Origin of the sequence: Acidisoma sp. L85, assembly GCF_009765865.1 — a bacterium.
Classification (GTDB): Bacteria; Pseudomonadota; Alphaproteobacteria; order Acetobacterales; family Acetobacteraceae; genus Acidisoma.
Map to the genome: position 1 here is coordinate 154,973 of NZ_LMUQ01000076.1, position 22,796 is coordinate 177,768.

The 22,796-nt window shown below is 61.6% G+C and carries 21 protein-coding genes, 1 tRNA gene and 1 pseudogene; 10 read left to right on the plus strand and 13 right to left on the minus strand.

What is annotated here, in order from left to right:
• Window positions 1-167: 167 nt before the first annotated feature.
• Entirely contained in the window at window positions 168-368 is a 201-nt protein-coding gene (locus tag GSQ83_RS29695; RefSeq protein ID WP_174246737.1) for a hypothetical protein, read from the plus strand.
• A 27-nt stretch (window positions 369-395) separates the two neighbouring features.
• On the opposite strand, the pseudogene GSQ83_RS31545 reads toward GSQ83_RS29695, so the two are convergent.
• A pseudogene (locus tag GSQ83_RS31545) lies at window positions 396-464 on the minus strand (hypothetical protein); the annotation flags it as partial.
• A gap of 227 nt (window positions 465-691) precedes the next feature.
• On the opposite strand from GSQ83_RS31545, the gene GSQ83_RS26520 reads away from it, so the two are divergent.
• On the plus strand, window positions 692-1,387 hold the full coding sequence (locus GSQ83_RS26520) for a bifunctional 2-polyprenyl-6-hydroxyphenol methylase/3-demethylubiquinol 3-O-methyltransferase UbiG (protein ID WP_158805868.1): 696 nt from the start codon (window positions 692-694) through the stop codon (window positions 1,385-1,387).
• A 28-nt stretch (window positions 1,388-1,415) separates the two neighbouring features.
• Here the strand turns inward: GSQ83_RS26520 and GSQ83_RS26525 are convergent, their stop codons facing one another.
• Together GSQ83_RS26525 and GSQ83_RS26530 are read right to left on the minus strand one after the other, a co-directional pair.
• Window positions 1,416-2,207 (minus strand): class I SAM-dependent methyltransferase, encoded by a 792-nt coding sequence (locus GSQ83_RS26525; RefSeq protein ID WP_158805869.1) that lies wholly within the window; start codon window positions 2,205-2,207, stop codon window positions 1,416-1,418.
• A 296-nt stretch (window positions 2,208-2,503) separates the two neighbouring features.
• The gene (locus tag GSQ83_RS26530) at window positions 2,504-3,838 is read right to left on the minus strand and encodes an HlyD family type I secretion periplasmic adaptor subunit (protein WP_158805870.1); all 1,335 of its coding nucleotides are present in this window, start codon (window positions 3,836-3,838) and stop codon (window positions 2,504-2,506) included.
• 698 nt (window positions 3,839-4,536) lie between these two features.
• Here GSQ83_RS26530 and GSQ83_RS26535 point away from each other — a divergent pair.
• From GSQ83_RS26535 to bluB, 6 genes are all read left to right on the plus strand, one after another.
• Window positions 4,537-6,066: a UbiA family prenyltransferase gene (locus GSQ83_RS26535; RefSeq protein WP_254065950.1), complete on the plus strand. Its 1,530-nt coding sequence runs from the start codon at window positions 4,537-4,539 to the stop codon at window positions 6,064-6,066.
• Window positions 6,066-6,503, plus strand: a complete 438-nt coding sequence (locus GSQ83_RS26540; RefSeq protein ID WP_158805871.1) for a GtrA family protein — start codon at window positions 6,066-6,068, stop codon at window positions 6,501-6,503. Before GSQ83_RS26535 ends, GSQ83_RS26540 begins: the two co-directional genes overlap by 1 nt.
• A gap of 144 nt (window positions 6,504-6,647) precedes the next feature.
• Window positions 6,648-7,892 (plus strand): FAD-binding oxidoreductase, encoded by a 1,245-nt coding sequence (locus GSQ83_RS26545; RefSeq protein WP_216850598.1) that lies wholly within the window; start codon window positions 6,648-6,650, stop codon window positions 7,890-7,892.
• A complete protein-coding gene (locus tag GSQ83_RS26550) occupies window positions 7,889-8,653 on the plus strand; it encodes an SDR family oxidoreductase (RefSeq protein WP_216850599.1) in 765 nt (254 codons plus the stop codon). The genes GSQ83_RS26545 and GSQ83_RS26550 overlap by 4 nt, the downstream gene beginning before the upstream one ends.
• 107 nt (window positions 8,654-8,760) lie before the next feature.
• Window positions 8,761-10,275, plus strand: coding sequence for a hypothetical protein (locus GSQ83_RS26555; protein WP_158805873.1), 1,515 nt, complete (start codon window positions 8,761-8,763; stop codon window positions 10,273-10,275).
• Window positions 10,272-10,943, plus strand: a complete 672-nt coding sequence (bluB, locus tag GSQ83_RS26560; protein ID WP_158805874.1) for a 5,6-dimethylbenzimidazole synthase — start codon at window positions 10,272-10,274, stop codon at window positions 10,941-10,943. The genes GSQ83_RS26555 and bluB overlap by 4 nt, the downstream gene beginning before the upstream one ends.
• Before the next feature lie 52 nt (window positions 10,944-10,995).
• Here bluB and GSQ83_RS26565 read toward each other — a convergent pair whose 3' ends face one another.
• From GSQ83_RS26565 to GSQ83_RS26590, 6 genes are all read right to left on the minus strand, one after another.
• A complete protein-coding gene (locus tag GSQ83_RS26565) occupies window positions 10,996-11,931 on the minus strand; it encodes an ABC transporter permease (RefSeq protein WP_158805875.1) in 936 nt (311 codons plus the stop codon).
• A complete protein-coding gene (locus GSQ83_RS26570) occupies window positions 11,928-13,448 on the minus strand; it encodes a sugar ABC transporter ATP-binding protein (RefSeq protein WP_158805876.1) in 1,521 nt (506 codons plus the stop codon). Before GSQ83_RS26570 ends, GSQ83_RS26565 begins: the two co-directional genes overlap by 4 nt.
• Before the next feature lie 157 nt (window positions 13,449-13,605).
• On the minus strand, window positions 13,606-14,760 hold the full coding sequence (locus GSQ83_RS26575; RefSeq protein WP_158805877.1) for a substrate-binding domain-containing protein: 1,155 nt from the start codon (window positions 14,758-14,760) through the stop codon (window positions 13,606-13,608).
• Window positions 14,747-15,028 carry a hypothetical protein gene (locus tag GSQ83_RS26580; protein WP_158805878.1) on the minus strand — a complete coding sequence of 94 codons (282 nt, stop codon included), beginning with the start codon at window positions 15,026-15,028 and terminating at the stop codon, window positions 14,747-14,749. Before GSQ83_RS26580 ends, GSQ83_RS26575 begins: the two co-directional genes overlap by 14 nt.
• A 344-nt stretch (window positions 15,029-15,372) precedes the next feature.
• Window positions 15,373-16,257 carry a LysR substrate-binding domain-containing protein gene (locus tag GSQ83_RS26585; protein ID WP_158805879.1) on the minus strand — a complete coding sequence of 295 codons (885 nt, stop codon included), beginning with the start codon at window positions 16,255-16,257 and terminating at the stop codon, window positions 15,373-15,375.
• Between the two features lie 543 nt (window positions 16,258-16,800).
• The gene (locus tag GSQ83_RS26590; protein ID WP_158805880.1) at window positions 16,801-18,279 is read right to left on the minus strand and encodes a mannose-1-phosphate guanylyltransferase/mannose-6-phosphate isomerase; all 1,479 of its coding nucleotides are present in this window, start codon (window positions 18,277-18,279) and stop codon (window positions 16,801-16,803) included.
• 213 nt (window positions 18,280-18,492) lie between these two features.
• On the opposite strand from GSQ83_RS26590, the gene GSQ83_RS26595 reads away from it, so the two are divergent.
• Window positions 18,493-18,566, plus strand: a tRNA-Gly gene (locus GSQ83_RS26595).
• A gap of 56 nt (window positions 18,567-18,622) precedes the next feature.
• Here GSQ83_RS26595 and GSQ83_RS26600 read toward each other — a convergent pair.
• From GSQ83_RS26600 to GSQ83_RS26615, 4 genes are all read right to left on the minus strand, one after another.
• Complete coding sequence (locus GSQ83_RS26600; RefSeq protein ID WP_158805881.1) at window positions 18,623-18,832, minus strand: hypothetical protein; 210 nt, start codon at window positions 18,830-18,832, stop codon at window positions 18,623-18,625.
• 96 nt (window positions 18,833-18,928) lie between these two features.
• Window positions 18,929-19,453, minus strand: a complete 525-nt coding sequence (locus GSQ83_RS26605) for a MucR family transcriptional regulator (protein ID WP_158805882.1) — start codon at window positions 19,451-19,453, stop codon at window positions 18,929-18,931.
• Between the two features lie 540 nt (window positions 19,454-19,993).
• Window positions 19,994-20,200 carry a hypothetical protein gene (locus GSQ83_RS26610; RefSeq protein ID WP_158805883.1) on the minus strand — a complete coding sequence of 69 codons (207 nt, stop codon included), beginning with the start codon at window positions 20,198-20,200 and terminating at the stop codon, window positions 19,994-19,996.
• A gap of 82 nt (window positions 20,201-20,282) precedes the next feature.
• On the minus strand, window positions 20,283-21,215 hold the full coding sequence (locus GSQ83_RS26615; protein WP_158805884.1) for a replication protein RepA: 933 nt from the start codon (window positions 21,213-21,215) through the stop codon (window positions 20,283-20,285).
• 489 nt (window positions 21,216-21,704) lie between these two features.
• Here GSQ83_RS26615 and metK point away from each other — a divergent pair.
• The coding region (metK, locus tag GSQ83_RS26620) for a methionine adenosyltransferase (protein ID WP_158806087.1) at window positions 21,705-22,796 on the plus strand (1,092 nt) is incomplete at its 3' end.

The following is a 22,796-nucleotide window of genomic DNA, read 5'->3' on the forward strand; positions in this document are numbered from 1 at the left end:
GCCTGAGGAGGTAGTAAACCTACCGTCTACTAAACGTCAGCCGATTACCTACCGTATGGGCCGATACGTTTCTGGTCCGGAGTGCCGGCAGCATTTGATCAGGCAGATATTCGTCAATTCGAGGCTAAGCACAGTAGATCAAAGGCGCGCCCGCGAGACGCCCGGCAATGGCTTCCGCCTCCGGCTGGCCAAATAGTAGAGCGGCAAGCGCCGAGGCATCGACGATCTTAACGGCCGTCACGATCGGCGCGGATCAGCTCGGCCGCCTCGCGCGGCGTCCTCAGGCCAAGCCGGCGTATTTCGCCCATGACATCAGCGGGGCTAGAGCGGTGATCCTTCTCAACGGCCGCTTCTATAATAGCAAGTAATTCGCCTTGAAGAGACCGGCAATGTCGCTGCGCCCACTCCCGCAGGCCGAGAACCACCTGATCAGGCGCATTCCTGATGGAGAGATTGACGGGCATGGTTCTGATTCGGCTCCAATACGGATGACTTCATACCACACACAAGCCACCTTGCAGTTCGATTTCGTTCTCTCTACTCCGACACCAGCGTCCTAGTCTCTGTTAGGACGACGCTATGTCATGCCCGCGTTGCCAAGACGTCCTGATTGAAAGCATAGCATTCTAGATGCTTACTCCCAGTTGCGCTGTTTGTTGGTCTTTAAAAGAAACAAAAGAGAGCAGGTTCCATGTCTATGACGCCTAACGAAGCGCGCGACCTGGTCGCGTCTATTCCTCACTGGCACCACAAGTTTGAAATTTATCCGGGCGTCGTGACACCGGGATCCTACGATCCCGTCTTCCTCTGGGACAAGCTCCAGATCGACGAGCGATGTGCAGGCAAAACCATATTGGATATCGGCGCCTCGGATGGTTTTTACACGCGCAGAATGGATATGCTCGGCGGCAATGTCACCGCTGTTGATTTCAGAAGGAAAGAGGCACACGGCTTCGGTGTGATGGAGAAGCTTTACGGCAAAGAGTTTCATTATCAGCATTGCAATGTATATGACATAAATGTCGACGGAGTTGGACAGTCCGACCTCGTCCTCTTCTTAGGCGTGCTTTATCATCTACCCGATATGATCAAGGCGTTCCACAAAGTCAGATCGCTTTGTGGATCGACACTATTATTGGAGACGCACTCGGACAATGATTTCTCCAAAGACATCCCAGCGGCGCGATATTATAAAGCGGCCAGCCTTGCTGGCGATATCACGAACTTCTGGTCACCAAACGCTGCATGCGTTTTAGATATGTTGCACGACGCTTGCTTTGATGTTGTTCGACATGAGACATGGGGAGATCGTCTTCTAGTCGAGGCCGTTGTTTCGGACGACCCGGCAAGGTCGCGGAAGATGGATATTGCCTACGGCCGCTTGTGACTGCCGTTAACGATGCTCTGCGGTGAGATCACTTTATAGTCGAAGGATCGGCTCTTGATATCGGTGCCAGTATACGTCCGAAAGGTCCTTCGTCTTCGGGCAAAGTAATAAATGGCTCGCCAGCCGCGACCGAGCGAATATGCAAGAGCCACTGGTGTCCACGGACCCCCGGAGCTTGAGCGCGCACAATCCCGAGACCTAACGCACGCAAAGTTAGCTCAAGCCATCCTCGATCCAAAATCACCGCGCTCCATGGGTCATCAAGATTGATGTAGAGTGCATTTTGAAAACCCTGCATCATTGGAAAATATTGTTTGTCAAACAAGAAGAAGCTGGCAACGAGCAGCCCGTCGTCACGAAGGACGCGCGATACCTCTTTCAAGTAATATTCAGCGTGTCCCTCGATCGTATGGGTGAAGACTGACATGGCTATCATCAAACTAAACGCCCTGTCCTCTGCGGGCATTGGCAGAATCGCTGGTTTCTCGGCTCCTGGATTGAACGACATGTTGTCGACATCATGGTGCACAAAAACGAATTCAGGTGCGTGAGGGGACAGGTTCTCCTGACACCAACGAACCATCCCGCGATGAAGATCAAAGCCGACGTAGCGACCTGGTCGCGCATGCTGCATCATCATTTGGCGTGCGAGCCGTCCGCATCCACAGCCAAAATCAAGCACAGAATCAAGATGGGCTTCATCCAGGCCGAGGATTGGCTTCTTGGTAGGATTGCCAAACTCGGCGACGTCCGTAGGGCCAACAAGCTCGCGCATTTCGAATGGCGGAATGGGAAGCTCATGCGATGTCGACAAGGTCATGCGCTACGATCCACGTTGGCTGCTAAGTTCAATTAAGCTAACCCGAACACGATGAATAGATCATCATGTTCGGCAAATGTCCGTACGTTCGGAGTGCCCTCCCTTGAGCCTACGAGGCAGAGCAAGCCCTGCTTACCTAACACGCATGGCGCTGAGTATAGCAATAGCCCGAACCCTAAGACTAGCTATGTCGGCGCTTCGCTGTCGCTGATTGCGACACGACCTAAGAAAGAGGAGCCAATGTTTCCGCCAAACGTCCAGGCAAAGATTTCAAAATGTCCTCAACCACGCCGCCATCATCGCGAGGGCTTACCCGACTGCAAGGCAGGCAGCATACGCGTTAGAAGGTATGAAATAATCCTACGCTGGCCAACCTTCACGTCGGCGTCGATCGGCATACCGGGCGTCAGGGCAAAACCGGGCGGCGCGTTGTGGAGTTCGTTGTGGTCGAACTCGACCCGCGCTTCGTAGAATAGGTCCTGCGGCGGAGTGCCGCTGATGTTAGTGATGGCACCCTGCTGAACGTCCTGTTGATCAAATGAATCGGCGCTGACCCACGAAACGTGACCCTTGACGGAGCCATAGATCATGTAGGGTAGACTTTGCAGCTTTATCTTGACGGGATTTCCGACTCCCACGTAGCCGGACTCAGTGCCGTCGATTACGATTTCCGCCTGGAGCGGGGCATTGCGTGGAACAAGCGAGATGAATTGCTGGCCGCTTTGTAGTACGGAACCCGGCGAAACATGCGCTAGGTTGAGCACTACGGAATCTTGATCGGCACGAAGTTCGACCAGTTGGTGGACCTTCGTATCTTTGGTTAGCGATTGCTGTGCTGTTGCCAGTGAATTTTGTGCCTGCTGTAGTTGCAAGGATAAGGTCGAGAACCATTGCTGTATAAACGCGCCACGTTGGGCCACTGTAGAGGCAATATTGCCAAGGGCCTGTTTCGCTGCGGATTGTGCATCCGCCAGGTTGCCGGCCATGTTCAGTCGATTATCCACTGCTGCGAGCGTGTTGAGCTGGCTTCCCACCTGCATCTGTTGTAGCTGATCGCGCATATGTTCAACGTTCGACGAAATTGCCAAGCGATTGTTATATTGATCGATATCTGATTGTGCGTGTTGCAGCGTTGCTTCGAGACCGACGATCTGTTGGTCGAAGTTTTTTACCCCATAATGATATTGGGCCTGGAGCTGATCATATGCCTGGAGCTGGAGCTCTGATTGCGGGTTGGATGCGCTCGGGAAATAAGGTTTGTTGCTGATCTGCGCTTGTAGCCGCTCAATCTGAGCAGAATAGCTATCCACCTGCTCCTGATCCGCTTGGTTGTCTGCAGCGGAAAAGGTCGGATCTAGTTGAGCGAGTAGCTGTCCCTTACGGACGATTTGACCGCGGCGAACGTAGATGTTGCGGACGATCGAGGTCTGCAATGGCTGCATCATCATGGTCGGGACGGTTGAGACCAGCTTTCCGTGGCCGACGACAATTTTGTCGAGCTTAATTATGCAGGATCCGACAAGCGCTGCAATGACAACTGTGCCAATTATGAAAGAAACATAATTTGCTGAACTGGAGACCGGGGTCGCGATCAGAGCTCCAGTTGGGGATTGGAATTCCAAGACCGCCATATCGCTGTCTCTAGAATGAGCGCCTCTGGCAGAAATTAGGCGTCGAAGAGCCAAAATGTATCTCCTAGAAACTTAACCGGCCGCGTCGTCAATGCTTGGTAGCCGACCGTCACGTGCGTCCCCTCGAGTGGCGACGCCAGACGCGAAAGCGGCGAAGCGCCGCGATCCGATGTTAGTACCTCACCGGAGCCATTCTAGGTCAAGTCTTCATCCTTGGCTTGCCGACCTGGCCGACGTCACGGCCCTGGTCCTGCCGTTTTTCCCCGGATCTTGAGAGACGGTTGCCGCGCTGGAGAGGCCGGCTCAACAGCTGGTCGGGATTCACCAGTGTAACGTAAGCTGAGCGCATTTGGGATCGCGGCCTCTGGTGGCGCCTTTACCTTTCTCCGTATTCAGCCGCACCGACGGATGGACACAGGAAGGTAACGTCCTCTGGTGGCCGTATTCCAGAAAACTCATCTTGAAAGAATTGTTACGGATTGACTGGATAATTTAAGGCCGAAGCCACGATCCGCGTAGTAAATGCCCTAGCTATCCGATGTGATTAGCGCCCCGGGACCCCTCGCCAAAGAGCCAACTCGAACGGCGAGCACCGTTCGTTACCCTATAACGACTAGGACCCAACCGATGGAACGAGGCATCAGTGTCTGCAAGGCAACCGCTGTCGTGGATGACGACTCCTCGTGGCTGAGGGCGTGATGAATCTCGAGCCGACGCCCCTCGCGCGGGCGAGAGAGCTGCGTGACCGGGAAACCCTCTCTCCGGCCCGGATGGTCGTCAATGCGTCGCATGATGCGGTTCACGACGACGCGGCGCTCGAACCGCCGCTCGTGGTCGATCTCGATGGCACGCTGCTGCGGTCAGATCTGTTGGTCGAAAGCTTCTCGGCAACGGTCGCGACGCGGCCGCTCAAAGCGCTCGGCGGCCTGCTCGCTTTGCGCCATGGCAAGGCGGCGCTGAAAGCGCGGCTGGCGGAGGACGTCCAGCTCGATTTCGCGCCCATGCCCTGGAACGAGGATCTGCTCGATCTACTGGCAGCAGAGCGGGCCCGGGGCCGGCGCCTCTATCTGGCCTCGGCGGCGGATCGCTCCCTGGTGGAGGCCGTGGCGGCGCATTTCGGCTTCTTCGACGGCGTCTTCGCCTCGGACGGCACCACCAACCTCTCCGGCTCCGCTAAAGCCGCAGCGCTCTGCGCGGCCTTCGGCGAGGGCGGCTTCGATTATGCCGGCAACGACAAGGTCGATCTCCAGGTCTGGGAGAAGGCGGCCGGCGTGCTGGTAGTCAATGCCAATGCCAGGCTGACGCGGCAGGCGGTCAGCCGCTGGCCCAATGCGACCGTCTTGGGTCAGCTTCGCGCCGAGCCCCGCGCCTATATCAAGGCGATACGGGTCCACCAATGGGCCAAGAACCTGCTGCTGGTCATGCCGATGCTCGGCGCCCATCTCATCGACACCGCCGATATCGTGCATTGCCTGATCGCCTTTATGGCTTTCAGCCTCTGCGCTTCCAGCGTCTATGTGATGAACGACCTCGCCGATCTCGCGCGAGACCGCCGGCATCGCACCAAGCGGCTGCGTCCCTTCGCGGCGGGCACGGTGCCGATGCTGCACGGGCTGGTGATGATCCCGGTTCTCTTGATCGCGAGCTTCGGCCTGGCCGTGCTGCTGCCGCCCTATTTCGTCGCCTTACTCGCGATCTACTACGGCATCACCGTCGCCTATTCGATGGGCCTGAAACGCCAGCTGATGGTCGATGTCGTGGTGCTGTCCCTGCTCTACGGGATCCGGCTTTATGCCGGTGCGGTCGCGGTCGGCGTGCCGATGTCGGCCTGGCTAGGCGCCTTCAGCATGTTCCTCTTCACCAGCCTCGCCCTCATCAAGCGCAGTGCGGAACTGGCCGACCGCAGTGCCAATGGCTTGGGCGATCCCTCAGGCCGCGATTACAGGCTTTCGGATCTGCCGGTACTCGAGGCGCTGGCCGCGGCAAGTGGCTTCACCGCGGTTCTCGTCATGGGGCTCTATGTCAGCAGCGACGCAGTGCGGCTGCTCTATAGCTCGCCCAACCGGCTGTTTCTGATCTGCAGCGTGCTGGTCTATTGGCTCGGCCGTATCCTGGTGCTCACGCACCGCAACGAAATGCATGAGGATCCCGTGTTCTTCGCCATCACCGATCGGGCCAGTCAAGTTTGCGGTCTGCTTTGTCTCGTCATCTTCGCCGCGAGCCTGTGATGCAACCCGCAGTCTTAGTCCTAACCCGTGCTCCGCGCCTGTCGCTGGCCGTTCGCTATTCGGTTTTCGCCGGGATCTCGACCGCCATCAATCTCGCGGTCCAGGCCAGCGTCATGGCGCTCTACGGCGGGCCTTTCGTGCTCGCCGCGGCGATGCTTTGCGGCACCGCCTCGGGGATCCTGCCAAAATACTTTCTCGACAAGCGCTGGATTTTCAATGATCGCTCGACTGGCCTCGACAATCACGCGCGCAAGCTGACGCTCTATACAACGCTCTCCGGCGGAACAACGCTAATCTTCTGGGCGACGGAGTTCCTATTCGACCGCATCGGCCACGGCGGCTCGCTGCATTACCTCGGCGCGGTACTCGGCCTGGCCATCGGCTATTGGACCAAATACCACCTCGACCGGCGATTGGTCTTCGATCGTAGCCTATGAACCCGTTGGGTACAAGCTTACGGTCTTACTTGTCGCGGGTGAAGTTCGCACCGTCCCGGTGCAGGCTTATGGTGTTAAGCTAGCAGTCCAATGATTCTTAACGGCTGGGGACGGTTTCCGCGGGTCGAGTGCCGGCTGCGTGGCATGCGAGAACCTGATGATGCGCGCGCTGCGGTCGCGACCGAGGCAAGCCTTATCGCGCGCGGCAATGGCCGCTCCTACGGCGATGCGGCGCTCAACCCGGCCTGCACGCTCTCGACGCTGCCGAGCGGCCGCATCCTCGCCTTCGATCCGGAGAGCGGTCGGATCACCTGCGAGGCCGGGCTGCTGCTCGCCGATCTGCTCGCCTTCGCGGTGCCGCGTGGCTTCTTCCCGCCGGTCACGCCGGGCACCAAATTCGTCACCATCGGCGGCATGATCGCGGCCGATGTGCATGGCAAGAACCACCATGTCGCCGGTACCTTCGGCGCCCATGTCGAAAGCCTCAGCCTGCTCACCGCCGGCGGCGAAATCCTGCGCTGTGCGCGTGACGAGAATGCCGAGCTCTTCGCCGCCTGCCGCGGCGGCATGGGCCTGCTTGGCGTCATCCTGGATGCGACCTTCCGGCTGATCGCTATCGAAACCCCGATGATTCGGCAGGAGACCCGGCGCGCCGCTGATCTCACTGAGGCCATGGCACTACTGGAAGACACCGCCGCCTGGACCTATTCCGTCGCCTGGATCGATTGCCTGGCACCGACCGGCCGCTCGCTGGTCTATCTCGGCGAGCATGCGCCGCGCGCGCAGGTGGCGGAGACGCTGGTTGTGCCGTCCCGCAAGTCGCGCAGCGTGCCGGTGGATCTGCCGCGCCTCGCCCTCGGCCGCTACAGCGTGCGAGTCTTTAACGAGCTCTATTACCGGCGCGGCAAGCCCGGCACGGCGCTGATCGATTACGACCGCTACTTCTATCCGCTGGACGCGCTGCTCGACTGGAACCGCATCTATGGGCGGCAGGGCTTCGTGCAGTATCAATGCGTCATCCCGTTGGCCGCCTGCCCGGAAGGGATGGCGGTGCTGCTGCGCCGCATTGCGCAGGCGGGCTGCGGCTCCTTCCTCGCCGTGCTCAAGCTGTTTGGCGCGGAGGGCGACGGGCTGTTGTCCTTCCCGACCGAGGGCTATACCCTCGCCCTCGACTTCCCGGCGAGTATTCCGGTTTTCAACCTGCTCATCGAATTGGACGCCATCGTCACGGATTTCGGCGGCCGGCTCTATCTCGCCAAGGATGCCCGCTCCGGGGCGGCGATGATGCGGACCGGCTATCCGCGGCTCGCGCAGTTCCGCCGAATCCGCGCGGCCATGGATCCCGCGGGCAAATTCGCCTCCATCCAGTCGCAAAGGCTTGATCTGTGAACGATACGCCCGGCTCCCGCCCTGGCTCCCCCGGGGACGCCGTTATGATCCTGGGCGCGACCTCCGATATCGCGCGGGCCCTGGCGCGGGCCTATGCCGAGGCGCGTCATTCGCTGGTCCTGACGGCGCGGCGGGCCGAAGCGCTCGAGCGCGATGCCGAGGATCTCCGCCTGCGCTACGGCGTCACGGTGGATATCGTCGGTTTCGACCTGCTCGACCTGGCCGCACACGCGCCGCTGCTCGATCGCTTCCCCGAAGCGGAGACCGTCATCATGGTCGCCGGCCTGCTTGGCGAGCAGCCGCGTTCGGCGGCGGATCACGCGGAGGCAGAGCGCGTGATGAACACCAATTACGTCGCCCCGGCGCTGTTCCTGGGCGAGGTCGCCAATCGGCTGGAGCGCCTGGGGCGCGGCACCATCATCGGCATCAGCTCGGTCGCCGGGGATCGCGGGCGGGCGAGCAATTACATCTACGGCTCGGCCAAGGCGGGCTTCACTGCCTTCCTGTCGGGGTTGCGCAACCGCTTGGCGGCCAAGGGCGTGCGGGTGATCACCGTGAAGCCCGGCTTCGTCAATACGCGCATGACGGAGGGCATGAAACTCCCTGCCCGGCTGACCGCCGAGCCGGCGGAAGTCGCCCGCGCGATCCGCCTGGCGACCGCGAAAGGCCGAGACGTGATCTATGTCAGGCCGATCTGGTGGCCGATCATGACGGTGATCGGCCTGGTGCCTGAGAGAATATTTAAACGCATGAAGTTGTGAGTGCTTGGTTCAAGCTGGCATCAGGAGTCTTGATCGGCAGCTCGCGCTACAATCCTGCGCCAGCCCCCGGTGCAGACTTGAACTAAGATTTTAAGGATAAAATTTCCATGCTGTCACCGCTGTCCCGATGGGGGTCTTTCCTTCTCCTGCTGAGTGCGGCGGCGATTTTGAGCTTTGTCTTCGCACATGCGGTGTGGCCGCTCGCGCTGCCGCCGCCTTGGGAAGATGAGATCCATTTCCTGATTCCGGCGGTCAGCTTCGCCCATGGCAACGGCTTCTCGGGCGCGCGGATGCTGACGCCGCAGATCTACTGGATGCCGAGCGGCTATTATATCCTCAACGGCATCGTCTTCTTCCTCGCAGACCATGCCGGCCTCCGCCTCGCCCGGCTGGTCTCCTTCCTCTGCGTCACCGGGGCGGCGCTGATCCTGCGCCATGTCGTGGCGGTCGTTCTCGGCGAATTGGATGAGCGGCGGCCGGTGCTCGGCACCGCGCTCGTTCTCGTCTGGTATCTCAGCCTTCCGGTCGTCTTCGGCGCGGATATCGCGCGGCCCGATGCGCTGGCGCTGCTGACCACCCTGGCGGCGCTCGATTGCCTGCTGCGCGGCCGGCTGCTGGCGGGATTCGCTTTCGCCGCCCTCTCCGTCATGGTGCATCCGCTGCTGGCCTTGCCGGCCTGCGCCGTGGCTTTCTGCGCGCTGCCAATGCTGCGCCCGTCGCGCTGGAACACACTGCGCGTGCGGTGGTGGGAATGGCTCGTCCTGGTGATCGCCATCGCCGTGGTGGCGGTAGAAGCCGAGCGCCTCGCGGGCGATTTTGCGGTCTATCGTGCGCATTGGGCTTTCCAGCTGTCGCGCAAAGCCGGGCGCCATGCCGGTGCCGCGGTTAAGCTCTCCGCCGTGGTGACTTTCGTCGCGGCCTGCTGGGCTTTCGTGAGCTGCTGGCGTAGCGGCTGGGTGGAGGCGAAACTATCGCCCATGCTGGCGTGGCGTTTCGCGCTGATCTTCAGCATCGCCGCCGTCTTCGCGCATCTGACCGGCAAGGAGATGTGGTATTTTCCGCTCCTGTTGCTCGGTCTGCTGCTGATCCTCTGCGCGCTGCTGGGCAGCCTGCGCGCGGAAAGCGTGGCCCGGTTTGGTGTTTTGGCGATTCCACTCGCCGCCGTCGCGGTGCTTGCCGGGCTCGCGACCTGGGGCATTGGCCTTCGGGCGCATGGCGTCTATGGCTTTCACGTCCAGCCGCGGGTTCTCGCGCGGGTCGATACGGATCTGCGCGCCATGACGGAGACAACGCATGACCTGCTCGCGCATGAGGATGCCAAGGCGGTGCTGGTCGATCCGTCCCTCTATTACCCCTATCTCGGGCAGCGTGCAGCGACGCTGCCGCAAGACTTCACCTGGAATCCGCTCAGCCGGCCGGCGGATATCGGCTTCGATCATGTCGTGGTGCTGAAGAAAGGTTATCCCTCCTTCGCGAGCGATTTCCCCGCTGACTTGCTGCCGGGGTATGCCTGCGCCGCCGAGAAGGATCTCAGCACCGCCGATGGTCGCTATGTGATCGGCATCACGACGGTCACCCGCGGCGCGGATGCGAGCCGTCCCTACACGCCCTGTGCGTCTTGAGCGAAGCCGGCACTGGCACAGATGGGCCGGATGGCGTTCCGGTCTTCGACAATGCCTTTCGCCTGCGTCTGCTTGAGCTGTTCCGCTGGCGGCGCGACGTGCGCCGCTTTCGCGCGACGCCGGTAGCGCCTGAGGTCCTCGATGGGTTGCTGGAGGTCGCCTGCCTCGCGCCATCGGTCGGCCTGAGCCAGCCCTGGCGGTTCGTCACCGTCGATTCGACGGCAAGGCGCGCCGCCGTGCGGGTCAACTTCGAAAACTGCAACGCGCAGTGCCTGGCGAGCCAGGCGCCTGAACGCGCCGCCTCCTATGCCCGGCTGAAGCTTGCCGGTCTCGATGAGGCGCCCTGCCATATCGCCGTCTTCGCCGATGCCGATCCCGCGCAAGGTCATGGGCTGGGGCGCGGCACCATGCCGGAGGTCACCGCCTATTCGGCGGTGATGGCGGTGCACACGCTGTGGCTCGCGGCGCGCGCTCTCGGCCTCGGCCTCGGCTGGGTGTCGATCCTGGATCCGGTGAGCCTTAGCACGGTGCTGGAGGTGCCCGCGGACTGGACCTTCATCGGCTATTTCTGCCTGGGCTATCCGCAAGACGAAAACGAAACGCCGGAACTGGAACGTGCCGGCTGGGAACAAAGACGCAGCGCGACCGCCGCGCATATCCGGCGGTAGGGATAGGTTTGGTGGCCTGCTGCACCGGCCCTCTTTGGCAAAGCCTACCTCATCAACGCCGGTTCACCGACACCGCCAGGATAATGATCGCGCCCTTGATGATCTCCTGCACGCTGGTGGAGAAGCCCATCACGAGCAGGCCGAAGCCGATGATGCCGATGAAGATGGCACCGATTACCGAGCCTAGAATGGTGCCATAGCCGCCGAATAGGCTGGTGCCGCCGATGATCACTGCGGCGATCACATCTAGCTCCAGCCCCGCTCCCAGGCTCGGATTGCCGGCTGTGCTGCGCGCCGCGAGCATCATCCCGGCCAGCGCCGCGGCACTGCCGCTCAGCACGAAGGCCCAGATCTTGGTGCGATTGACATTGATGCCGGAGAAACTCGCCGCCACGGCATTACCGCCGACCGCCAGCACGCGCCGGCCAAACAGCGAGACATGGAGCAGGTAATAGCCCAGCAGCACGACCAGCAGCGTCCACCACACCGGCGCAGCGATAGTGAACAGGCTGCCGTTCCACAGCACGTTGTTGATGCCGTTCTCGACGATCGGCACCGGCATCGTATTGGTCACGGTCAGCGCCGCACCAGAGAAGACGCTCAGCATGCCGAGCGTCACCAGGAAGGACGGGATTTTCAGCCGCGTCACCAGCAGCCCGTTCACGGCGCCGATGGCCGCCCCCATCGCCAGCGTCAGGATGGCGCCTAGCCAGGACGGCAGGCCGGCATCCAGTAGCAAGGCCAGGATCATGCCGGAGAAGCTCGCGACCGATCCGACCGAAAGATCGATCTCACCGGAGATGATGACGAAGGTCATGCCGATCGCGATGACCGAGACGATCGCGGTAATGCGCAGGATCGCGCCCGCCGTCGCGAAGGAGGCGAAGTTGGGTGCGACGACTGCAAAGAAGATCGTGACCGCGAGGAAGATGACATAGGTGACGTGGTCGCGCAGTAGGCGCAGCGCGAGCGAGTTCTGTGTATTCACGCGATCACCGGACGTTTGGAGGATGCGACTTCGTCTTGCAGCATGGCCCGCAGACCCGCCTCATGCAGGCCGGGCTCGGCTTCGCGGGTGATCCGGCCATCGATCATGAGCAGCACGCGGTCGGCGGTCGTCGCCAGCTCCTCAAGCTCGGAGGAGATCAGCAACACGCCGACGCCCTCGGCCGCCGTGCGGCGCATTAAGGCGCGCATCTCGGCCTTGGCATTCACGTCGACACCGGAGGTCGGCTCGTCGAGGATGAGCACGCGCGGCGAGGTCGCGAGCCATTTTGCGAAGACCACCTTCTGCTGGTTGCCGCCGCTGAGTTCGGCGGCGGCTTGGCGCGGGCCGCGCGCATTGATGGCGAGTGCGGTGCGGAATTTCCCGAAAAGCGCATCGGCCGCTGAGCGGGAGAAGATCGGCCAGCCGCCGCCCAGACGCAGGCGGTCGAGATTGGGCAGCGAGATATTGGCGGCGAGACCCTGGTCGAGCACCAAACCCTCCCGCCGCCGATCCTCCGGCACCAGGGCGAGCCCGGCCTTGGCGGCATCGGCCGGATCGCCCGGCGGGACGGCGCGGCCATCGACCAGCACCTCGCCGGCACGGTCCGGCAGCAGGCCGAATAGGGCCTTGGCGAGGGTCGAGCGGCCGCTGCCGACCAGCCCGGCGAGACCCACCACCTCGCCCGCCGCGACCGAAAAGCCGATGTCGCGCAGCTTGCCCGCGGTGCTCAGGCCGCGCACCTCGAGGGCCGGCGTGCCGGGCCGCGCCGCATTGCCGCGGGCGAGTTCAACGGTCGCGACGCCGCGCGACATGAGGCCCGAGATATGGGCGACAGAGGTCTCCGCCGGGCGCATCGGGCCGATCAGCTGGCCGTCCTTGACCAGGCTGATGCGGTCGCTCACCGCGAAGATCTCGGCCATGCGATGGCTGATATAGACGATGCCGATGCCGCTCGATTTCAGCTCGGCGATGATGCCCATGAGGGCGGCTTCCTCATGCATGGTGAGCGAGGAGGTCGGCTCGTCCATGATCAGCACCCGCGCGCCGCGCGCGACCGCCTTGAGGATCTCGACCATCTGCCGCTGCGCGAAGGGCAGCCGGCCGATCTCCGTCTTGAGGCTCAGCGCGAAGCCATAGAGTTCGATGAGCCGCGCGGCTTCCCGCCGCATCGCTCGGCGGTCCACCCGCCAGCCGAGCCCATGCGGCTCGCGGCCGAGGAAGATATTGTCGGCGACCGTGCCATTCGGCACCAGGCTGAGTTCCTGGAAGATCATCGCGATCCCCTGGTTCAGATGCTCGCCAACCGAGCGGCCGATGATTTCCTCGCCGTCGAGGGTGATGGTGCCGGCATCCGGCTGATAGACCCCCATGAGGATCTTCATCAGCGTCGACTTGCCGGCGCCATTCTCACCGAGCAGGGCATGCACCTCGCCGGGTTCGAGGGTGAAATCAACATCGGAAAGCACGCGGTTCTGCCCGAAGCTCTTGCTGATGCCCCGCATCTCGATCAGCGACATAATGAGTCCTTGCGATTCAAGTCGGCACCAGCCCTCACCCAAGCACCCATCAGCATACTGTCTTGGGTGGCCGGATGGAGGTAAGGGCTGGCGCAGGCTTGATCATCAGAGAAAGCAAGACTGCGCGCAGCCTCTGATGATCTCACGGTGCATTTTCTTAGAAACACTGCCCCGCGCAGGCGGCGATGACGTTTTGCGGCGGGGGCTGATGCGTCACCGACTGCAACGCGCTCAGCAAGTTCAGCTTCTTCACACGCAGCGTCGGTACCTCGATATAGGGCGGCACTTTCTCATCCAGCAGTGCGGTCGCCGCCGATTTCGCCTCGGCAACGCCCTGGTCGAAGGGACGCTGAGATCCGACCGCGTAGAACTCGCCGCGCGCGACAAACAAGGCGCTGTCGGGCGCGATGTCATTGGTGGTGACATTGATCTTGCGGCCCAATGTCTTGGCGGCGGCAACGACCTGCTCGGCTGGGGTATCCCAGGCGGCGAAAATGCCCTGGATCTTGGGATGCGCCGTCAACATCGAAGTCGCGACGCTATAGGCCGCATCGGGCGAGGCAATGGTGCCAATACCATCGAGCTTGATGCCCGGATATTCCTTGAACGCCCTGAGCGCGCCGACTTTCCGCACGGCAACCGAGTAGTAGTAGTCGTAGACCAGCGTGACGATGCCGACCTCGCCCTTGCCGCCCATGGATTCCGCCAGCTCTTTCGCGGCGTAGTAGGCGTTCTTCTCATTGTCGGAGGCAGTGACCGAGACGTAGTCCTTGCCCGGCGCCATATTGACCGGGACATTGTCCAGGAAGACCAGCTTGATGCCGGCCGCCGAGGCCTGCTTGTAGGCGGCGGATTCGCTCTTGGGGTCAATCGGGATGGAGAAAATGACGCTCGGCTTGCGCGCGATCATCTCTTCGAGGTCGCTGATCTGCGTGCCCGGATTGAATTTCGCATCGGTCACAGCCACGACCTTGATGCCGAAGCCCTTCAGCGTCTGGGTGATGCCCTGCACCTGCAGGAGCGGCCAGCCTGCCGCCATGGTGTGCATCACAATGCCGGCGGTGAAGTGGCCGGCTTTGAGCTTGTCGATTTGATCAGGTGTGAAGGTCAGCACATCCGGCGAAGCGGCGGGCGCGCCATTTGGATAGCCCGGCACGATCTGTCCCGTGGGCGTCAGCGGCAGCGGCGTCATGAGCTCCTTCGCCGCAGGCGGAATATTATCGGGCCAGCTATAGTTGTCGGCGAGCGCCGAGCCGCCCATGGTGACAAGCATCAGAGCCGCGGCAGAGACCAGGCTTTTATACAGTTTCATCACTTTCTCCCTTTTTCGCTTCTATCCTAGGCACGTCCGCATCGTGGCCGCACAGCCTTCCAGCTGCGCTGCTCTTTCTTTGGCGAGCCGCTCTAGCGGTGCGGGTGATTCCCTCTGAACCGATGTTGCTCTCGGAAACGGTTCGAGAAAAGCCCGGGGCGTTGTGAAAAGCCTGCGACAGCCAGGCCTCAGCCATCGGAGAGCCGAGCGTGACGCCGAATGCGCACAGCCGGTTCTGGATCTCCATCACCTTCACGGCGGATGGCATAGTGCCGCCGCCGTGGCGCGGGGCGACACCGCGGCCGCTTCACCGGTCACGGCGTAGGCTGGCACATTGCATCGCCCACAACACGCCGCGTCTCGCAAATGCCGAATTTTGGTGCCAACTCGAGGGAGATAGAATCCTCGCAACCGCCGACATAATACTACTTGATAAAGTCGAAGGTACAATGGGCATGTTTGCGGATCTCGATCTCGGCTCCAGACACCCCGCGCTCGGCGAGCCCGCTGCCACGGAAACACATCATGTTGACGCTGATCTCGCCGGGGATGAGGCACGTCTAAAATGGAGCTAAGCGGATTGAATGCGCGAGCAGCCTGTGGCCAGCAGCTTCATGAAATCGCATCATGCAGCCAGTCTGCGAAGACGCGCGCAGCCGGGCTGAGCCTACCGAAACGTGGTGCGACCAGCCAGTAGCTGCCGAGAGAAACCGTCAGATCGAAGGGCGCGACAAGACGGCCCCCCTCGATATCATCCTTGACCAAGACAAGATCGCCCAATGCCACACCGTGACCGCGCAGAGCCGCGGGAATGACCAGGGCGCCGTCATTGAATAAGGGTCCTCGGGCAGTTTGCGCCGATGCGATGCCGGCCTGCTCCATCCAGACCGCCCAATAGAACCGCCCATCCTCATGCAGCAGCGTGTGGCCCGCGAGGTCCTCGGGATGGCGCAAGGGCGGCCCCTGTGCCAGCAGTGCGGGCGACAGCACGGGCGTGGCCAAGCTTCGCGCCAAGCGCTGCGCCTCGACGCGCGGCCAGCCCGTTGCCGACGCACCATGGCGGATCGCGAGTTCGGCGCGCGACGTGCGAAACTCGATGATCCGCGAATCGGAGAGGATCTCGACATCGATTTCGGGCCACAGGGCACGAAATCGATCGAGACGCGGCACCAGCCAGCACGCCGCGAAACCGGGTTCCGCGCTGACCACCAACGAGGCCGCGGCCGAGCTCGGGATCATCTGCCGCAGAGCGCTGTCGATCTCGTCGAAACTCTGTGTAAGGCGGACGAGCAGGCGCGCCCCGTTTTCGGTCAGGCTGACGCTGCGATGATGCCGCTCGAATAAAGCAAGGCCAAGGCTACGCTCCAGCTCGCGGATCTGCCGGCTGATGGCAGCCTGGGTGACGAAGAGTTCCTCCGCCGCCTGGGTGAAGCTAAGCAGCCGCCCGGCGCTCTCAAAACTACGGAGGGCTGTCAGCGGAAGACGTCCGCGCCGCATCGCATAACCTCAAGTTATCCGAAATCGACCATAAGCTCGTTTGAGCGGTCGCGCGAGGGGGCGTTCTGTCTTGGCAAGGAGGACGAAACCATGCCGTTCCTGCAGAGAATTTTTGCCGATCTTTTCGGACTTTTGACGTTTCAACATAGCGGTGTTCCGCATTGGCACGATCAAAGCGAGGAGACGTATCCCCGTAATTTGGACCTCGCTGACCGGCCTAAGCCTGCCGCCGCACGATGCGACGCAACCCGTCTACACCAAGGAGAAATCAGCCCGGTCTTCGGAGAATGAAAATGCGCAAACCCATCATCTCGTCATCTCGCGAAGGCGACCGCGACGCAGAATATCGAGGGCGACAAGGTTGGCTTCGCCACAAGGCGTCGGCAGCGTCTATAAGATCAGGCTGGTCGACCAGCGGCTGAAGAAATGGAACCGCAAGGTCTATTCCGCTGCAAATACGCGATCGTCCTGAGCGTGCTCGCGCTGATTTTCTACCGAGCGGAAGGTTAGGCGACGGACAATGCTAGCGCCGCCGCCTTCGCCTCAGTTTCGGCCGTAAGTGTCCTCCAGCCGGACGATGTCGTCCTCGCCGAGATAGGCGCCGGATTGGACCTCGATCAGCGTGAGGGGGATCTTGCCGGGGTTGTAGAGGCGGTGGACGCAGCCAAGCGGCAGGTAGATGCTTTCGTTTTCGCGCACCAGGACCTCCTCGTCGTTGCAGGTCACAATGGCGCTGCCGGCGACGACGACCCAATGCTCGGCGCGGTGGAAATGCTTTTGCAGGGAGAGCCGCTCGCCGGGCTTGCAGACGATGCGCTTGACCTGAAAGCGGTCGCCCTCGGTCAGCACCTCGTAATGGCCCCAGGGGCGATAGCTGATGTTGTGCATGATCGCCTCGGCCCGGCCCTGGGCCTTGAGGCGCTCGACGATTTTCTTGACGTCCTGGGTGCGGTCTCGATGCATGGCGAGCACGGCATCCTCGGTTACCACGATGACCGCATCCTCCAGCCCCAGCACCGCCGTCAGCATGCCGTCGCTGCGGACGTAGCAGCGCTTGGCGTCCTCCAGCAGCACATCGCCGACCGCGACGTTGTTCGCAGCGTCCTTCTCGCCGAGATCCCAGAGCGCGCCCCAGCTTCCGACATCCGACCAGGCGAAGTCAGCGGCGATGACGGCGGCGCGGTCAGTGTGCTCGGCGACGGCATAGTCGAGGCTGATATTCGGGCAGGCGGCGAATTCGTCGCGGCCGAGGCGGATGAAGTCGAGGTCGGAGGTGCGGGCCTCGACGGCGCGGCGAGCGGCGGCGAGCACGCGAGGAGCGTGGCGCTGCATCTCCTCGATTATGGTGCCGACGGTGAAGACGAAGATGCCGGAGTTCCACAGCACCTTGCCGGTCGCGATGAGCGTGGCGGCGAGTGCAGCGTCGGGCTTTTCGATGAAGCGGGCGAGGGCATGGGCCTCGGGCGCTTCGGGCAGCGGGTCGCCCATCTCGACATAGCCGAAGCCGGTCTCCGGCGCGGTTGGGCGGATGCCGAAGGTCACGATGCGGCCGGCGCGGGCGACTTTGGCGGCGGTCAGCAGGGTGGCGCGGAGTTTCGCGGTATCGGGGATCTCGTGGTCGGCGGCCATCATGCAGATGACGGTCTGAGGGTCGTCTTGCGCCAGCAGCAGCGCGGCGGCGGCGACGGCGGGGGCGCTGTTGCGGCCGACTGGCTCGAGCAGGATGCGGGCGCCTTTGACGTTGGAGTCCCGCATCTGCTCGGCGACCAGGAAGCGGTGAGCTTCGTTGCAGACGATGAGGGGCGGCGCGAATTCGCCGCCGGCCGTGCGGAGGGCGGTTTCCTCGATGAGGGAGTGGTCGGAGACGAGCGGCCAGAACTGCTTGGGGAAGCTTTCGCGCGAGACCGGCCAGAGGCGAGTGCCGGAGCCGCCGGAGAGGATAACCGGAACGATGCGTCCGGCGGCGCGTCCGGTCTTGGCCAGGCTGCGGGCGGCGAGATCGGGCGTGACATCGAAGGACATGGCGGGCCTGCTACGTTAGGTCGATAACCGGGTATTAAAATCGAGCGGGTGGCTGAAAGATGGCGCTAACGCCGATGGCGGTCTGCATCGCGGCAGCGACGCGGTCCCTATAAGCAATCCAGCCGCAGGATGCCATTCGTCTAATGTCCGCAAGAGCGACTTTACCCCGCCGTCGGATCGGGTAAGAAGGCGGCGCTGCAGCAAGGCGACTGAGCGGGCTTGGCAGAATGGTTATGCAGTGGTCTTCCCGACCAAAGGTATCGGTTCGATTCCGGTGGCCCGCTCCAATCGCAATCTCGACGAACTCTCGTTATCCACTGTAATTCATGAGACGCGCTGGCTCTTAGCTTCGCGCGGCGGCGATGTGCGCCTCAATCTCCTCGGGCGATAAACCGTGACGCTGCGCGAGGATTTCGCGCAGATCGACCTCGGTATGCCCGGCGTTTTCCTCGCCACCCTCCGGTTCCTGCTCTGGCCGATCCGATGGCTCGGCCGGCACAACCATGAAACGGCCCTCGCCGATAGGGACGACTGTCACGCTTGATCTGGTCATGATCCCAACCCCTGCTTACCGGACGACTCTAGCAGAGAGCTTCCGACCTCCGGAAAGTGAGATGCAAGCGCGGTGATCCGCCCCGCGCCACGGTAATCACCTTAGGGAGGCCTTTTTTCTCCCCCTGCGACTTTCAGGGATTCGACGGATAGGCGGCCCGCCAAGGGCTTCGTCCCCAGCCTGAGCCAGGGGCAGTTCCTCGCCCTCCGAAGCAACCGGCGATTTTCGTCCCAAGCCGGCCTTTTTGGCGAGTTTCGACCGGGTTGCGGCGTAGTTAGGCGCGACCATTGGATAGGTGGAAGGCAGTCCCCAACGCTTGCGGTATTCTTCTGGCGTCAACCCGAAGGACAATTGCAGGTGCCGCTTAAGCGACTTGAGCTTCTTCCCGTCTTCCAAACATACAAGGTAGTCTGCGAATACGGATTGCTTAATCGGCACCGCGGGCTTGGGTCCCACCACTGCGGGGACGGTCGCTTCGCCGCTTAGCCCGCCAATCACCAGATGGACCGATTTGATCAAATCTGGGAGGGCATCGGGGGATACCGTGTTTCGCGACACGTAAGCCGACACAATCTGGGCGGCGAGAGACGTCAGGTTCGACTTAGGAAAAGGGGTGACCATTCTATTCCCAATAGGTGGCGGCGCGTTACAGTTACTGATGAAGTATTTTAGCTCAAATTAGAAAGTATGTAGAGATATCCAGTTGCGGAATTGCGCTGGTGCTCGGCTACTACGAAATAGGCAAGCCGCCAAGGTCATTGAATAAAAAAATAACGTTTTGTTTCTCCTCATCAGCTCCTGAGACGATCGCCCTGTCCTCACAGGGTTTTGATGATGTGCCTGGACGTTCCTGAATTTGCAACGACCTCGGTCAGACACAGGTCGTTTAACATGCCGACCGCAGCTCGCTCCTCCTTCGAAGTTTTGGTGGACTATGTCCAGGCACGTATCGCCAAACAGGACAGGGTCGTCGCCAATGCGCTCCGCCGGTTCCCCGCATGATTTGCATCAGGCCACCCGTTCGCTGGTGGATCTCAAGGGGGATCTAGCTTGGGCAAGGTCCTTGCTCTCAAGCGAGGAACAGAGCGGCAAGCCTTTCCCAGCAAGCGTTCATCCGCTCGCGGCAGGCACGATCATTCCCCGGGCGCGGCCTGGCTGGCCCTACGCTAACTTCACCGCCGACGATACCCGTCCGGCGTGGTGGATGGATTGATGGGCGAGGCTACGCTCCGTGCCAGTGCAGGCAGGCCATGGGCCCATGGCCTTGGCAAGTCGCTCGATCTTGGCCCGCTCCTCGGCCATGTCGGCCAGCTCGAAATGAGACAGCACAAGTTCCTCTTCCCACCGGATTTGTCCCGTTGCGCTCAATATGTCGCTGGCGCTCCTATGGCTTGGGTTGCCAATACCACCAGACTCAGTTGGAGCGTGGACTCTGCCGACCTGAAGAGGCTTACCCGTGTTTCAGCAGTTTCTTGACTGGCGGCGGTGAGGGCCTCAGCAATATACCGGTGTCGGTGATCTCGACTTTGGCGTCACGATACACCGCCTGGGCGAGTGCCAAGCTTTCGGCGAACGCTGGTTTGAAGTGCTTCCTAAGCTTGATGCCTGCTCCAAACTGTCCCGACAGCGCTGCCCAAGTAATGTGCTTGTCCTCGGTCAGGGAGTGCAGCCGGTAAGCCAGCCAACAGTAGACGTCGAGCGCCATGGATGAGTTGCGGATGTGACGTATAGCCGCCTCGTCCAGCGGAACGGCATGCTGCCTGAGCTGGGCGAAGAAGGTTTCGCCGAGGCGAGCCGTTTCAACAAACAGGCTCCCCTGTCCATTTTCGTCGGTCCCATCTACGAACATCGCCACATCTACGATGTTCTGATTTACGAGAACGCTACCGCCGCGTCTCGCCGTATGGAACGTCAAGCGGCATCGGCTGATACGCTCGGCTTGCTCTCGGACAAGCTTGCTTGTCTTTCCGCCAACGGAGATGCCCAACCGCTTTAGGAATGCCCGGAGGCTACCTCCGAGTGCCACATCCCGGCTACCGGTACGTAGGGCCTCTGACTGCAGGTAGATTAAAATCAGGCGAGCAATTGCCCCGAACGGCACACCGACATGGATTGGATTACCTCCTTGGGCAACTCGGACGCCGGGCTCAACCAAGAGCGTCATGCTGTCGGTCTCGAGCTTCCAAATAGCGGAGTCGTCTGAAGGTCGGCGATGAGGAAGGGCTGTTTGGCACCAACCGGAATACATATACCCGATGCCGATATCTTCGTCGGATGACCAACCGGCCGCTGCTTCTACGATGCGTGCCCCTCGACGACCTTCTGCTAAAGCCCGCGTTTCTATTTTGCCGCGTGCTTCCAGCAGGTCGTGAACCTTTGCCATAGCGTCTTCCTACTCCTCATCCAATGCCGAGCTTCCTTGGTCGTTCCGTCCTTGTCGATGTGGACTTTGCCGACGCAGAACTATTTGAAGATATTAGAGATCTACTATTTGATTCACCGGTATAGTCCACGGGATAACTCACATAACCCATTGATCTTTGACGTACGGCGGTCGGCAAGGTCCACGCTTTGGTCGGCAGAGTCCACACATGGGCTTATGAGCGAATCGGAAGCGGAGAAAGACGCAGATTGACATAGGTAAGGATGACTCGGGAGCCCGTTGAACTACCACGCGAAGCTACCTGGGGTCGTTGGAGTCCACGGCTAGGTGTCTTCGGTCGCTAAAGTCCACGGCCGCAGGGCCTCTATTCCATGCGGGACGTTCTGGCTTTCGCTAATCGTCTCAGTATTGACCCTCTGGCGGCTTTCGGCCAAACCCACTGCGCGCCGCCCGGTGCGAACTATCCCTGTGGCCTGGAATCAGTAAGCAATGCGTGACAGCGGCGAGTATCTCTTCACGTCGGAGTCGGTGTCCGAAGGCCATCCGGACAAGGTCGCTGACCGTATCAGCGACACCGTGCTCGACGCCTATCTGGCCGCCGACCCCTATGCGCGCGTCGCCTGCGAAACTTTAGTGACAACGAACCGCATCGTGCTCGCCGGTGAGACCCGCGGTCCCGATACCATCACGCCCGAATATCTTGCCCATCTCGCGCGTCTCGCGGTGCATGACATCGGCTACGACCAGTCCGGCTTCTCCTGGCGCAACGCTCAGGTGGATGTGCATCTGCATGCGCAATCCGCCGATATCGCCGTGGGCGTCGATGCCGCCGGCAACAAGGATGAGGGCGCCGGCGACCAGGGCATCATGTTCGGCTATGCGTGCCGCGAGACCGAGGATCTGATGCCTGCGCCGCTCTACTACGCGCATCTCATCCTGCGCCGGGTCAGCGAAATGCGGCGCAACAAGGATCTTCTGGTCGCCGGGCTCCAGCCCGACGCCAAGAGCCAGGTCACGCTGCGCTACATCGATGGCAAGCCGGTGGGCGCCACCAGCATCGTCGTCTCGACCCAGCACGACGAGGGCGTCAGCCAGAGCAAGATCAAGGGCATGCTGCTGCCCATCATCGAGACGAGCCTGCCCGCCGGCTGGATGCCTCCCGAGAAGGAAATCTATATCAACCCGACCGGCAGCTTCGTGGTCGGTGGTCCGGACGGCGATTGCGGCCTGACCGGGCGCAAGATCATTGTCGATACCTACGGCGGCGCGGCTCCGCATGGCGGGGGCGCCTTCAGCGGCAAGGACCCGACCAAGGTCGATCGCTCGGCCGCCTATGTCTGCCGCTACCTCGCCAAGAACGTCGTCGCCGCCGGCCTCGCCGAGAAATGCACGCTGCAGATCAGCTACGCCATCGGCGTGTCGCATCCGCTCTCGGTCTATGTCGATCTGCACGGCACCGGGAAGGACGTCGACGAGAAGAAGCTAGAGCGCGTGCTGCGCGAGCTGGTCAATCTCTCGCCGCGCGGTATTCGCGAGCATCTCCACCTCAACCGCCCGATCTACGCGGTGACCTCGGCCTAC